The following is a 13600-nucleotide window of genomic DNA, read 5'->3' on the forward strand; positions in this document are numbered from 1 at the left end:
AACGAGCCTGTTACGAAACTCGCACTCGACCAAAAACGATAAGGACCAAAGAAGGTAGGAGCCTATTGCACGCGACAGTCACTTGGTCTGATATACCGTTTTTCGGACAAGTGACGAGGCCCTTGGTTAGACTGTTGAGATTACAGACAGTCATTTGTCAAACGAGATGCCAATTGCCTACTAAAGGCGACGGGAAGAGGGTGTGTGACGACTTTAGACCAGCGATATCGGAAGATGTCAGCCAACCAACTGGCCCAACTTGCCGCCGACGAAGACAAACTAGTTCCCGAAGCACGCGAAGCACTCCGCGCCGAGATTGCGCGTAGACCACCTCCGATTGCGCATAGACCCCCTTCAGTCGAAGAGTCGGCTTCCGCAAAGGATCCCCTCGATGGTGTTGAAGGTTGGCTGGTTTGGTACTGCCTCGGGTTATTCGGGGGAATATACACGCAGATACGGTTGGCTATTTCGCTGCGTGGAGGCATTTCCAGCATCATGCTTGCATTCGCAATTCTCTGCCTCGGAATAGCTGCATGGAATTTGGCGACCGGTATTAGCGTCATGCGGCGGGCTCGGTCCTCGTTGAGGATGATCTTCATTCAACTCACAGCTGGCGCTTTCCAAGGGGCAATCATCATGATTGATGGAATAGCACTGTTAGCTTCCTCTCCCGGCACTGCTGAGTTGGCTGTGGCGTTGATCACAGAAGGTCTACTCATTGTCGCGGGTTACGCCATCTGGTTCCGATACTTCCAGGTGTCGAAGAGAGTAAAGATCACGTTTGGCCGGAATTTGTAGATCTCACAACAATCTGGGATAACTCAAGCAAAGGCAAATGCGGGGGTTCTTCGCTGCGCTCAGAATGACGGCGGGGAATGTTATGGGTGGGCGCGGTCATCTTTGTGATGACCGCGCCTTTAGGTTGGTTTAGTCGAGGGCGTAGATGGCGAGGCCGCTGAGGAGTTTGGGGTAGAAGTCGGTGGACTTCTGCGGCATGACGTCCATGGAGAGGGAGACGTCCTTGAGCTGGTCGAGGGTGATGGGCTTGATGAGGAAAGCCACGTCGGCTTCGCCGCTGGTGACCAGGCCCACCGCCTCGTCGACTTCGCGGATGAAGCGGACGTTGCCCAGCTTGGTGATGGTGTCAGAACTGAGGCCGAGGATGCGATCGAGGATGATGGAGTGGAGCTGAACGACGTCGAGCTGGGCCTGACGCGCGGGGATGTTGGCCAGTTCCTTGGCGATGACTTCCTTTTTGGCCTTGAGCAGATAGTTGCCGTCTCCGGTGGCGGCAACGATGGCCACGCCGGGAGTTTTGGCGAGGATGCTGACGTCGGGGGAGTCGAGCTCTTCGATGTCGAAGAAGGCTGAGGCCTTGGTGATGAAGTCGGGCGAGCTGAACTCGGGGATGTCATAGACCACGCGGTGGGTCGGCAGGATGGTGATGCCGGGGGCCTCCATGTTGACGAAGGTCATCATCATGGCCGCTTCGGGGAAGGCCGGGACGGGCAGGTGGCCGGTGCCGAGCTTCGAGTCCTCGTTCATGGGCGGGTAGGGCTGGTTGAGCGGAAGCTGGAGCTGGGCAGAGCGCTCCTTGGCGTAGGCGACGGAGGTCTCGTAGCGGTGGTGGCCGTCGGCGATGATGAGCTTTTTGTCGGCCATGGCGGTGACGATGAGGTTGATGAGCTGCGGATCGGTGAGCTTCCAGACCTTGTGGACGACGCCGTACTCGTCGGTGATGGCGAGGTCGGCGGGGGAGCCGCTATCGAAGATGAGCTTTTCGGCGGTGAAGGCTGGGTCGGAGTAGAGCATGTAGATCTGCTCGCAGTAGGCGCGGGTGGCCTTGAAGAGGCTCAGGCGGTCGGACTTGTGCTTGGGGAAGGTCTGCTCGTGGCGGTAGACGACCTTGTCGGCGTAGTCGTAGAGATGGCCTAAGGCGATGAAGCCGCGGCGCTCGCGTACCTCGTCGGTGTGGGGGACGGTATAGGTCTGGGAGTAGCCGTAGAGGGCAGGCTCGGCCTCTTCGCGGAGGATGTTCTCCTTGCGCCAGTCGCGGAGGGTCTCGGCGGCGCGGGTGTAGCAGTTCTCTTCGTCGGTGTCGGTGGGGAACTGCTTGCCGAGGATGACGCGGATGAGGTTGTAGGGGCTGGTCTCGTAGTAGCGTTCCTGCATGGCCGGGGTGATCTTGTCGTAGGGCTGGGTGACGACGTCCTCCATCTTGACGCGGGAGGTGTCGTAACGAAGGGCGCGGAAGGGGTAGATGCGGGCCATGCTTTTTATTTTCTCCAGAGAATGGGTATGAGGATATTGTACGGGTGTTGTGTGAATCGGTGGCGTCGGCGGTAGTTTGAGGCAACCGCAGAGGGCTGGTTCTCGTCCAGTGACACAGAGGACCGAAGATCGGTGTAAGCTGCGTGCGTGGTTTGTTTGACGAAGGAGTATGGTGGGAGACTTCTTCTCTGGTTCAGGCAAGGTACGGGTACTGATATGCCGGGTGCAGACGCTGCGTTTGGTTGTTGGGTGAAACGAGGGATTGCCGTTTCGATCTTGATGCTTTGTGCTCTGGGTTGGGGCGGTGTGGGATGGGCGCAGGAGAATCCGCTGGACCAGGTGCAGACGCCGGCACCGCCTCCGCCGAAGAAGTCGCCGGAAGATGCGAAGCCGGTGGTGGAAGGCGCTGAGAATGTGGCCGCCCACGCTACTTCGCGCCGAAACTCGCGGATTCGCGTGGACGTGAACCTGGTGCTGGTTCCGATGACGGTGACCGACCCGATGAACCGTCTGGTGACGGGGCTGGACAAGGAGAACTTTCAGATCTTCGACGACAACGTGGGGCAGACGATCAAGAGCTTTTCGACCGATGACGCTCCGGTGTCGATTGGGGTGGTCTTTGATCTGAGCGGCAGCATGGAGTCGAAGTTCATGCGCTCACAAAAGGCGCTGACGGAGTTTCTGCGTACGTCAAACCCGAAGGACGAGTTTTTTGTGGTGGGGTTCAACGACCGGCCAGCGGTGATCGTTGACTACACCTCGGAGGTGGACGATGTTGAGGCGCGGATGGTGATGCTGAAGCCGGAGAAGCGGACGGCACTGATCGATGCGGTCTATCTGGCGGTGGACAAGCTGAAAGAGGCGAAGTACGACCGCAAGGCGCTGCTGATTATTTCCGACGGCGGCGACAACCGTAGCCGGTATACGGAGGGCGAGCTGCGGCGGGCGGTGCGGGAGAGCGATGTGCAGATCTATTCGATTGGGATATTCGACGCGTATGCGCCGACTCCCGAGGAACAACTGGGGCCGTTGCTGTTGGCGGATATGTGCGATGCTACCGGCGGCAGGATGTTTCGTGTGAACGATGTGTCGGAGCTGGGAGATATCGCTGCACGGATCAGCGCGGAGCTGCGGAACGAATATGTCATCGGATATACGCCATCGGTGCTGAAACGTGATGGGAACTGGCGTAAATTGAAGGTACGATTGCTTCCACCGCCGGGGCTTCCCCCGCTGACGGTGCACAATCGCCAGGGGTACTATGCACCTTCGGAGTAACCGGTTTTGGCCGCTGGCGTTGGCGGCAGGAATGTTGATGGTGGGAGCTGGCACGGTGGGTGCGTGGGCTCAAAAGGCTTCGACTGCGCAATCGCAGAGCACCGCTCAACCGCCGCTTACGGTGGACCGCGACCCGGTGCCGTCGCCGGACCCGGAGACGCAGGCCGCTCCGGCAGAGGGAGCGCCGCAGGGGATTCCGCAGCAGACGATTGAGAAGGGCGCGCACGGAGCGTATACGCTTCGCGAGAATGCGTATGAGGTGCGTCTTAATGCGACTGTGGTGGATGGCAGCGGACGCTCGATCCAGACGCTGACGAAAGATGCTTTTCATGTCTACGAAGATGGGGTTCCGCAGACGATCTCGTCGTTCCGGCATGAGGATTTGCCGGTCTCGCTGGGAATTTTGATCGACAGTTCGGGGTCGATGTACGACAAGCGTGCAGCGGTCGAAGAGGCTTCGCTCGATCTGGTGAAGTTGTCGAACCCGGAGGATGAGGCGTTCGTAGTGGACTTCTCGTGGGAGGCGTTCATCGACCAGGACTTTACCAGCGACATTAATAAGCTGCAGAAGGGATTGGACTATATCAAGTCCAGCGGCGGAACGGCGCTTTATGACGCGCTGGTGGCCTCGGCGGACTACACGGCGAAGAATGCGAAGCATCCCAAGCAGGTGCTGCTGGTGATTACGGACGGCGAGGACAATGCCTCGACGGCGACACTGGAGCAGACGATTCGCAGGATTCAGGATATCGACGGGCCGGTGATCTACAGCATTGGTCTGCTGTTTGGGCAGGATACGGACAAGCGTGAGGCGCGTCATGCGCGCAGGGTGCTGGAGGCGCTGTCGGAGGAGACGGGCGGGGTGGCTTACTTCCCCAAGTCGGTGCAGGATGTGGACGAGATTGCGGCCGAGGTCGCAAAAGATATCCGGACGCAATATACGATTGCGTATCACTCGACTAAGTCGCCGACACTGGGCGGATACCGGCAGGTGCATGTCGAGGCCAAGGAGAAGGGGTTCAGCAGGCTATCGGTGCGGACGCGGGCCGGGTACTTCCCCAAGGTGGCGGATGAGACGAAGAGTGAGAAGGGCTTGACCGATCCGGGGAAGCGACAGCAGTGATGCGGGTTGCGGAGAGCATTATCGATCTGGTGGGGCAGACGCCGATGGTGCGGCTGGGGCGTCTGAGCCCGGCGGGCGGCGCGGAGATATGGGCCAAGCTGGAGTTTCTGAATCCGGGTGGCAGCATTAAAGATCGGGCTGCGCTGGGGATTGTTCTGGATGCGGAGCGGCGTGGGGTGCTGCGGCAGGGGTCGACGATTGTGGAGGCGACGGCGGGCAATACCGGCGTGGGGCTGGCGCTGATCGGCGTGAATCGCGGCTACAAGGTGATGCTGTACGTGCCGGAGGGATTTGCCGAGGAGAAGTGCATCCTGATGCGTGGGCTGGGAGCTACGGTGGTGCGGACTCCTGAGGCCGAAGGGATGGCTGGCGCAATTCGGCGGGCGCTGGAGTACGAGGCCGAGACCGAGGACGCGTTTGCGGCGTTGCAGTTTGAGAATCCGGCGAATCCGGATTTTCACGAGCAGACGACTGCGGTTGAGATCTGGGAGCAGATGGAGGGCCGTGTCGACGCCTGGGTTTCGGGGGTTGGGTCGGCGGGGACGTTTACCGGCGTGGCGCGATTTTTGAAGGCGCATCGGCCATCGGTGGTGAATGTCGCGGTCGAGCCACAGGGCAGCATATTGCAGGGCGGTGAGCCGGGGAAGCATAAGGTTGAAGGGATTGGGGTGACGTTTGTTCCGGTTACGTTTGACCGCAGCGTTTGCGACCGGATCATCAAGGTGATGGATGACGATGCGTTCGCGATGGTGAAACGGCTGGCCGCGGAAGAGGGTGTCTTTGCTGGATCGAGCGCGGGAGCGATGTTGCATGCCGCGGTGGAGGTGGCTCGGGAGTTGGGTGCAGGGAAACGGGTGGTGACGGTGATTCCAGATTCGGCGGAGAGATATCTGTCGAAGGGGATTTTGGGGTGAAGGTGCTGGATGTGAAGGCATACCCCAGGGGCTAAAGCCCCTCTATCTGGGGGCGGTTGAGAGACCCAAGGCTAAAGCCTTGGGGTATCTTTTGGATTCTGAAAAGGAAAAGAACATGGCAGAGAAGAAGCTGGGATTTGCTACGCGGGCGATTCATGATGGGCAGGAGCCGGACGAGCTGACCGGTGCGGTGAACGTGCCGATCTATCTGACTTCGACGTATCAGCAGGAAGAGATTGGCAAGAATAAGGGGCATGAGTATGCGCGGCTGACGAATCCGACGCGGGATGCGCTGGAGGAGAGTTTGCGCTCGCTTGAAGGCGGCGCCAGCGCCCATGTGTTTGCCAGCGGCATGGCTGCGATTACGGCGATGTGCACCATGATGAAGGCGGGCGACCATGTGGTGTGTTCGGACAACGTCTACGGCGGCACGGGGCGGCTCTTCGACAAGGTGATGACGAACTATGGGCTGACGTTTACCTATGTCGACAGCAGTGTGGCGGAGAATGTCGCGGCGGCGATCACTCCGGCGACGAAGCTGGTGCATATCGAGACGCCGACGAATCCGATGATGGCGATTACGGACATTCGCGCCGTCGCCGACATCTGCCATGCGCGCGGAGTGGAGTTGAGTGTCGATAACACTTTCCTATCGCCTTATTTGCAGCAGCCTATCGCGCTGGGTGCGGACATCGTGATGCATTCGACGACGAAGTTTTTGAATGGGCACTCGGATGGATTGGGCGGGGTGCTGGTTTGCACGAAGCCGGAACAGGCAGAGCGTTTTCGTTTTGTGCAGAAGTGCACGGGCGGGATTCTGTCGCCGTTTGAGAGCTATCTGCTGTTGCGTGGAGTGAAGACGCTGGCGGTGCGGATGAAGCAGCATGATGCGAATGGCCGCGTGGTTGCCGATTTTCTGAAGGGACACAAGGCAGTAAAGCAGGTCTTTTATCCGGGGCTTGCTGAGCATCCGCAGTATGAGCTGGCGAAGCGGCAGCAGAGCGGGTTCGGGTCGATGATCTCGATGGAACTCGGTTCGTTGGAGCGGGCGAATGCCTTTGCGAAGGCTTTGCGGCTGGGGTATCTGGCGGAGAGTTTGGGCGGGGTGGAGACGCTGATCTGTCACCCGGCGAGTATGACTCATGCGGCGGTTGGTGCGGAGGGCAGGGCGCGGCTGGGAATTACCGATGGGCTGATGCGGATCAGTGTGGGGATCGAGGATGTGGAGGATATTGTTGCGGATCTGGGGCAGGCTTTGGATGGGTTGGGGTAGTCTGCATCATTTCGATGCAGACTCTAAGATCTCTGCTGCGCGGTTGAGGGCTTCGGTGAGGGCTGTTAGCTGCGATTGTGCGCGAGGGGCGTCGTCGGCTGCGATGGCTTCGTTGACTCCGGGGATGACTACGGCCTCGTAGCCGGTGTATTCGCCGGGAGCGTAGATGAGGTGTTTGTACCAGGGACGATGGGGCAGGCCGGATTGATTCAGAAAGGCTTCCTCGGTGGCTCGCAGGACTTGATTGAGCTGGTCGGGATTGGCGGGTGGGTTAAGTTGCGCGACGCGAATGGCGGCACCGGCGGCGGCGAAGCGCTGGGCTGCGGCTAGCGTGGAGGTGAAGTCCAGTTTCAGGCCGGCTCTTTCGGCGTGGCGTTGTGCGTGTTCGAGGTAGCCTAGTGTCTCTTTGCCGTAGAGCTGATAGTCGTAGGGCAGCACGTCGGTGTCGGCCATATGCAGGACTTCGAGGCCGAAGACGCGGGCCATCTCCTGCTCGTAGACGAAGGTGGGATCGGCGAACTTGATGAACCAGTTGTAGTCGTCGAAGGTGGAGTGATAGACGCCGTAGGGGCCTTCGGAGCCGATATCGGTGGAGGGCACGCCGACGTGCTGGAGGAAGGGAGTGTAGTCGGAGCCGGAGCCGAGGTTGTCGATGGGGACGGCATTCTCTGAGTGGGACCGATGTTCGTGGTCCTCAGCGCCAGCTTCTTCCGTCTTCTTCCATTGATCGTAGACGGTGCCGCCTTTGGGGCTGGGGACTTCTGTGGTGGCTTCGCGGACGAACTGCTTGAGCGAAGGCACGGCGGCGGCGGTGAAGTCGGGGCCGGAGACGCTGACGTCGGTGTTGAAGTAGGCAACGGTGTGGCTAAGTTCGTCCGCGTGCTGCTCAACCCATTCGGTGGAGCCGACGAGTCCTTCTTCTTCGGCGTCCCAACTGGCGAAGAGAATAGTTCGTTTGGGCTTCCAGCCATGTTGGAGCAGATCGCCTATGCCGTGGACGGTCTCGAGCATGGCGGCGGTGCCGCTGTTGGGATCGACGGCGCCGTAGACCCAGGCGTCGCGATGGTTGCCGGCGACGACCCAGTTGTCTCCTGCCTCGGTGCCGGGAACTTTGCCGATGACATCCCAGATGGTGCGGCGGACGTAGTCCTGCTGAATGTTCATGTGGACGGTCACTGCGCTGGTGCCGCCGAGGTGATAGGTGAAGGGCAGCGCGCCCTGCCATCCGTGGGGCGTCTCGGGGCCGTCGAGTGCTTTGAGAATTGGCTCTGCGTCTTTATACGAGATCGGGTTGGACGGGATGGAGGCCAGATCGATCGGGGCTTTGGTGCGCTGCGAGTCGGGGAGGTCGGGGGTGGAGGCTATGCCGGGAGTCTCGGGGTCGCCGGGATAGATGGGCAGGAACTGTACCGAGCCGCGCTGGACTGCGGAGGCTGGGCGATAGGGGCCTTTGGGGTAAGAGTCGCCGCGGAAGTAGCCGTCGTCGGCGGGGTCGGAGTAGATGAGGACGCCCTTGGCTCCATATTGCTGGGCGATGTAGACCTTCACGCCGCGGAAGTTTTGCCCGTAGCGGACGAGGACGATCTTGTCTTTGACGCTGACGCCGAGTTCGGCGAGCTTTTTGAAGTCGGCGAGGGTGCCGTAGTTGGCGTAGACGACGGGGGCGGTGACATCGCCGGAGGGAGAGTATCCGTTGAAGGCGGGGAGAATGCGGGGATCGTCCTGGCCGGGGTCGCCGCCGTATTTTGCGGGATCGACATGCTCGGGAGTGGGGCCGGACATGAGCTTGGTGCCGTCGGCGTCGAAGGCTTCGATAAGGATGCTCTTGGGCTTGTTGAGGAGGACCTTATAGGGAACGATGGTGGTTTCGAGACCGGCAGCTTTGAATTTGTCGGCGACGTAGAGGGCAGTCTTGTAGTCTTCGGGGGAGCTGGCCCAGTGGGGTTCGGCGGTGAGGATTTTTAGGTGCTCGCCTGCGAGCTTTGCGTCGGGGATGGCCATGAAGGCGGCGTCCCACTTGGCTTGCTGGGCGAAGTCGCGATAACCGAAGACCTGTTGCGGAGCGAGGGATGGTGCAGGCTGCTGGGCGGGGAGAGCGAGCGCGACGAGAAGCGACAGGGAGGCCAGTATGCGGGGAGATGTCAACGAATTTGCCTTGGCGGGGATTGGTTGGCGCAGAAAATCTGGAATACGGCGATGCCCACGGCTGAGCGTGGGCATGATGGCCTTAGGTCGAACTTCGCAGTTTTAAGCTACGGGCTGGCCGCAGAACTTGCAGCGGTGCGCGGCGAGAGGAATCTCCGAGAGACATTCGCCGCAGGTCTTGTTGCTGGCAGCTTCAGGCCCCTTCAGTTTGGCAAGAAGATGGTTGGTCGGAAGCACAAGGAAAAAGTAGATGACAAAGGCAAGCAGCAGGAACGCGATGACCGCGTTGATGAAGTTGCCATAGGTGACGGCGCCTCCGTTGACGTGTGCGACGAGATAGGAAAAGTCCGGCTTGCCGACGATGGCAGCAATTAAGGGATTGATGATGTCCTTGGTCAACGATGCGACGATGTTAGTGAACGCCGCACCGATAATGACTGCGACTGCCAGATCGATCACGTTGCCGCGTAGGACGAAATCGCGAAAGCCTTTTAGCATCGGTTGATCTCCTTGAAGCTTAAGTTGTAGTTCAGAAAGCACGCCGAGTATACGCCAGCATGATTCGGTTCGCGCAAGTGCTGGAGGAGCTATTCGCTCAATATCTGGGGCCGGGTCTCGAAGTCGGCGCCGAACATGGCGCGCTCGACGACCATGCAGAAGATATGTTCAAGAGCGAGATGAGACTCCTGGATGTTCATCGTGACGGATGAGGGGATGACGACGTTATAGTTGCAGAGGCACCGCATCTGACCGCCGCCGTTGCCGCTGAAGCCGATGGTGGTGATGCCCATCTTGTGGGCCTGTTCAAGGGCCTTGATGATGTTGGTGGAGTTGCCGGAGGTGGAGATGCCAAGAAAGACATCCCCAGGCTGACCGAGTGCCTCGACCTGGCGCTCAAAGAGACGATCGAAGCCGAAGTCGTTGCCGGTAGCGGTGAGGATCGACGAGTCGGTGGTGAGCGCAACGGCCCGCAGTGCAGGCCGATTGACGGTGAGGCGAACGACAAACTCGGCGACGAGGTGTTGAGCATCCGCCGCAGAGCCGCCGTTGCCGGCGACCAGCAGTTTTTTGCCGGCCTTCATGGCTGCGGCTGTCAGCTCGCCGATGCTGACGATGGTCTCGACGATGGCAGTGTCGGCAAGGACTGCCTGCATCGTGGTGATGGACTGGGCCAGTTGCTTTTGAACGAGTTCCTTCATCGGTCTCCGTGGTGAAGCTGATGTGTGATTTTATCGCGGGAATAATACCGCCCGGTAAACGCACGCGATGTTTGGGCACGCAGTCGGCGCAAGATACAATTTCTTCGCTGCGCCATAGGATGCTTCGCGGTGCAATAGGAGATGTAAAGCGGATGAGGACAAAGCTATTCCTGGTGTGTGGGGGAGTCTTGGCAATCGGATTGGGTGTTGGAATGGCGCAGGGGCAGCAGGCACCTGCGGCGACTACAGAAAAGACATTATTGCTTTGGCCCGCGGGGGCTCCGGGAGCGCAGGGGACGACGGATGTGGACCAGCCGACGCTGACGGTCTATCTGCCGTCGGGAGTGAATGCGACAAAGACCGGAGTTGTGGTCGCGCCGGGAGGCGGCTATCAGCATCTTTCGATGACGAAAGAAGGATCGGACATCGCGCACTGGTTGAACGAGCATGGCGTTGCAGCATTTGTGCTGAAGTATCGGCTGGGGCCGACGTATCACAACCCCATCGAGCTTGGAGACGCGCAACGGGCGATTCGCATGGTGCGTGCCAGTGCGACGGAGTATGGCATCGCTCCGGACCATCTGGGAATGTGGGGCTTTTCGGCAGGCGGACATCTTACGGCTACGGCGGGAACGCACTTCGACGCGGGCAATCCGAGTGCTGCTGACGTGATCGACCGGCAGAGCAGCCGCCCCGATTTTCTGATTCTGGCTTATCCGGTGATCACCATGATGAATCCCTATGTCCACGCCGGTTCGCGGCAGTATCTGCTGGGAGACAATCCGGATACGGCGCTTGAACAGTCGATGTCGGCGGAGTTGCAGGTGACGAAGGATACGCCGCCAACCTTTCTGTTCGCGACGACAGACGACGGCACGGTGCCGGTGATGAACAGCGTGATGTTCTACTCCGCGCTGGTCAAGGCTGGGGTTCCGGCGGAGATGCACCTGTTTCAGCATGGAGCGCATGGGGCAGGGCTGGCGGCAGCAAATCCTCAGTTAAGCGTATGGCCTGACCTGCTGATCAAGTGGATGCGGGAACGGGGCTATGCCGCGCCTGCTGCCGCAGGGAATTGACGGGAATTTGATGATGACGGTTGCGGAGTTTCGAGCGGCGGAGAGCAGTGAATTCACGGGGGCTCTGCTCGCTCTCTGGTGGGACGGACGGGGCGACTGGCAGAAGGCGCATGAGATTGCCCAGGACGTGCCGGATGCGGACGGAGCGTGGGTCCATGCTTATCTGCATCGCAAGGAGGGCGATCTGGGGAATGCGGCTTATTGGTATCGTCAGGCGGGGAGAGAGACTGCCAAGAGCGATTTGCGGAGCGAATGGGAACAGATTGTCAGGGAGATACTTACGCGAGGTTGAATTTGTTGCAGGTTGATGAATTTACGGCTTTGTGTTGCCGGCTATCTTGTGTAGATTAAATGCATCAGTGCAAAATGTGGCCTTCGCTCCCATGATGTAGTGAAGTTCGCTGTTTTTGTTCACACCGCCATGACCGCGGGTTTGCCGAAGTATCTCTTTCATCGTTCCTCCAAATTCTGAAAAGAGTGGTAGACACATGCGTCTTCGAGCAGCCAAGGTATTTCTTTCATTTTTGTTTGTCCTGATCTTCGGCGGATCGGTCCTGTGCGGATCGGTCGCGATGGCCCAGACGCCCGCGACCGCGCAGACAGACCGGATTGCCGCTCTCGAAAAACGAGCGGACGAGAACGCGGCTGCGATTGCCGCGGCCCAGACGGCAGGGGACAACGGCTGGATGCTGGTCTCAGCTGCGCTGGTGCTGATGATGAGCGGGCCCGGGCTGGCGCTGTTTTACGGCGGCCTTGTACGCAAGAAAAATATTTTGGGAACGATGATGCAGACCTTCGCCATGATGGCCATCATCACGGTGCTGTGGGGACTGCTGACCTACTCGCTGGCCTTCAGCAGCGGGAACGCGTTTATCGGTGGATTGCACAATGCATTTCTGCACGGCGTGGGGCTGGCGCCGGACAAGGCCTATGCGGGGACGATTCCTTTGCAGACCTTCATGGTGTATCAGATGATGTTTGCCATCATCACCCCGGCGCTGATCACCGGAGCGTTTGCCGAGCGCATGAAGTTTTCGGCAATGGTGGTCTTCACGGTGCTGTGGTCGATCGTCGTCTACAGCCCAATGGCGCACATGGTCTGGGGCCAGGGCGGATTTTTGAATGCGACCGGATCGCTGCCTTGCCTTGATTTTGCAGGCGGAACGGTGGTGCACGTTACCTCAGGCGTCTCGGCGCTGGTGACGGCGATTTACCTGGGCAAACGCATTGGATATCCGAAGATTCCGATGCCGCCGCACTCGGTGGTGTTGAGCTTTATCGGAGCATGTATGTTGTGGGTGGGCTGGTTCGGGTTCAACGCGGGTTCCGCGCTGTCGGCGGGAACGTTGGCAACCTCGGCCTTTGTAGCGACGCAATTTGGCGCGGCCGCAGCGGTGCTTGGCTGGTCGGCGGTGGAGTGGATTCGGCAGGGCAAGCCGTCGGCGCTGGGAGCAATCTCAGGTGCGGTGGCCGGTCTGGTCGCGATTACGCCTGCCGCGGGATTTGTGTCCCCGATGTCGGCCATCTGGATCGGCCTGATCGCCGGAGCCTTCTGCTACACCATGGTCGTGAAGGTGAAGGCGTGGTTTGGCTATGACGATTCGCTGGATGCGTTCGGTGTCCACGGTGCGGGCGGAACGCTGGGAGCTTTGCTGACCGGCATCTTCGCGAATAGTGCCATCAATCCGATCTTCGGTGCAGGCAAAGCTACCGGGTTGCTTGAGGGGAACTGGCGTCAACTGTTCCATCAGGCGCTGGGTGTTGGGCTGGCGTGGGGGATCTCGATTGTGGGTACGCTGATCCTTTTGTTCCTTGTGGACAAGACAATTGGCCTGCGGGTAAGTGAAGAAGACGAGCGCATCGGGTTGGATCTGTCGCAACACGGCGAAGAAGGATACGATTGGGCTCACTAGCATTGCAGTGAGATGGTAGTGAGATTGAAGGCGCGAGAGGACATACAGCTATGCAGAAGATTGAAGCGGTGATTCAACCATCGAAGCTGGACGCGGTGAAGGATGCGCTGGTGGACATTGGCGTTGAGGGAATGACGATCACCGAGGCACGCGGCCACGGGCGGCAGAAGGGCCACACCGAGTTCTACCGTGGCCGGGAGTATTCGGTCGACCTGTTGCCGAAGGTGAAGTTGGAACTAGTGGTCAAGGACGAGATGCTCGACAAGGCCATTACGGCGATTACGACGGCGGCGCGTACCGGCACCATCGGCGACGGCAAGATCTTTGTGTCGAAGATCGATGAGGCGATCCGCATCCGCAACGATGAGCGCGGCGAGCTTGCGCTTTAACAATTTGTAACCGGCAAGG

At 59.5% G+C, this 13600-nt stretch carries 13 protein-coding genes; 9 read left to right on the top strand and 4 right to left on the bottom strand.

Translation table 11 applies throughout. The features are described 5' to 3' along the window. The first annotated feature begins 204 nt into the window (after nucleotides 1-204). Complete coding sequence (locus tag IEW09_RS12815) at nucleotides 205-798, top strand: hypothetical protein (RefSeq protein WP_188554614.1); 594 nt, start codon at nucleotides 205-207, stop codon at nucleotides 796-798. Between the two features lie 129 nt (nucleotides 799-927). On the opposite strand, the gene IEW09_RS12820 is transcribed toward IEW09_RS12815, so the two are convergent. After that, on the bottom strand, nucleotides 928-2271 hold the full coding sequence (locus IEW09_RS12820) for a DUF1015 domain-containing protein (protein ID WP_188554615.1): 1344 nt from the start codon (nucleotides 2269-2271) through the stop codon (nucleotides 928-930). Nucleotides 2272-2550: 279 nt separating this feature from the next. On the opposite strand from IEW09_RS12820, the gene IEW09_RS12825 reads away from it, so the two are divergent. The 4 genes from IEW09_RS12825 (at nucleotide 2551) to IEW09_RS12840 (ending at nucleotide 6859) form a co-directional block, all read left to right on the top strand. Continuing rightward, a complete protein-coding gene (locus IEW09_RS12825) occupies nucleotides 2551-3549 on the top strand; it encodes a VWA domain-containing protein (RefSeq protein ID WP_188555237.1) in 999 nt (332 codons plus the stop codon). Next, entirely contained in the window at nucleotides 3533-4672 is a 1140-nt protein-coding gene (locus tag IEW09_RS12830) for a VWA domain-containing protein (RefSeq protein WP_188554616.1), read from the top strand. Before IEW09_RS12825 ends, IEW09_RS12830 begins: the two co-directional genes overlap by 17 nt. Further along, nucleotides 4672-5586 (top strand): cysteine synthase A, encoded by a 915-nt coding sequence (gene cysK / locus IEW09_RS12835; protein ID WP_188555238.1) that lies wholly within the window; start codon nucleotides 4672-4674, stop codon nucleotides 5584-5586. Before IEW09_RS12830 ends, cysK begins: the two co-directional genes overlap by 1 nt. A 115-nt stretch (nucleotides 5587-5701) precedes the next feature. Then, complete coding sequence (locus IEW09_RS12840; protein ID WP_188554617.1) at nucleotides 5702-6859, top strand: trans-sulfuration enzyme family protein; 1158 nt, start codon at nucleotides 5702-5704, stop codon at nucleotides 6857-6859. A 6-nt stretch (nucleotides 6860-6865) separates the two neighbouring features. Here IEW09_RS12840 and IEW09_RS12845 read toward each other — a convergent pair whose 3' ends face one another. The 3 genes from IEW09_RS12845 to IEW09_RS12855 form a co-directional block, all read right to left on the bottom strand. After that, nucleotides 6866-9079, bottom strand: coding sequence for a M28 family metallopeptidase (locus IEW09_RS12845; protein WP_188554618.1), 2214 nt, complete (start codon nucleotides 9077-9079; stop codon nucleotides 6866-6868). Between the two features lie 27 nt (nucleotides 9080-9106). After that, nucleotides 9107-9502, bottom strand: a complete 396-nt coding sequence (gene mscL / locus IEW09_RS12850; RefSeq protein WP_188554619.1) for a large conductance mechanosensitive channel protein MscL — start codon at nucleotides 9500-9502, stop codon at nucleotides 9107-9109. 89 nt (nucleotides 9503-9591) lie between these two features. Beyond that, nucleotides 9592-10203, bottom strand: coding sequence for a D-sedoheptulose 7-phosphate isomerase (locus tag IEW09_RS12855; RefSeq protein ID WP_188554620.1), 612 nt, complete (start codon nucleotides 10201-10203; stop codon nucleotides 9592-9594). Between the two features lie 188 nt (nucleotides 10204-10391). Here IEW09_RS12855 and IEW09_RS12860 point away from each other — a divergent pair, with 188 nt between their 5' ends. From IEW09_RS12860 to IEW09_RS12875, 4 genes are all read left to right on the top strand, one after another. Continuing rightward, on the top strand, nucleotides 10392-11279 hold the full coding sequence (locus tag IEW09_RS12860) for an alpha/beta hydrolase (protein WP_229739298.1): 888 nt from the start codon (nucleotides 10392-10394) through the stop codon (nucleotides 11277-11279). After that, nucleotides 11251-11571, top strand: coding sequence for a hypothetical protein (locus tag IEW09_RS12865; protein ID WP_229739299.1), 321 nt, complete (start codon nucleotides 11251-11253; stop codon nucleotides 11569-11571). Before IEW09_RS12860 ends, IEW09_RS12865 begins: the two co-directional genes overlap by 29 nt. 196 nt (nucleotides 11572-11767) lie before the next feature. Beyond that, entirely contained in the window at nucleotides 11768-13192 is a 1425-nt protein-coding gene (locus IEW09_RS12870) for an ammonium transporter (RefSeq protein ID WP_188554622.1), read from the top strand. Nucleotides 13193-13242: 50 nt separating this feature from the next. Next, nucleotides 13243-13581 carry a P-II family nitrogen regulator gene (locus IEW09_RS12875; protein ID WP_188554623.1) on the top strand — a complete coding sequence of 113 codons (339 nt, stop codon included), beginning with the start codon at nucleotides 13243-13245 and terminating at the stop codon, nucleotides 13579-13581. Nucleotides 13582-13600 lie beyond the last annotated feature (19 nt).

This window comes from Edaphobacter dinghuensis (genome assembly GCF_014640335.1).
Classification (GTDB): Bacteria; Acidobacteriota; Terriglobia; order Terriglobales; family Acidobacteriaceae; genus Edaphobacter; species Edaphobacter dinghuensis.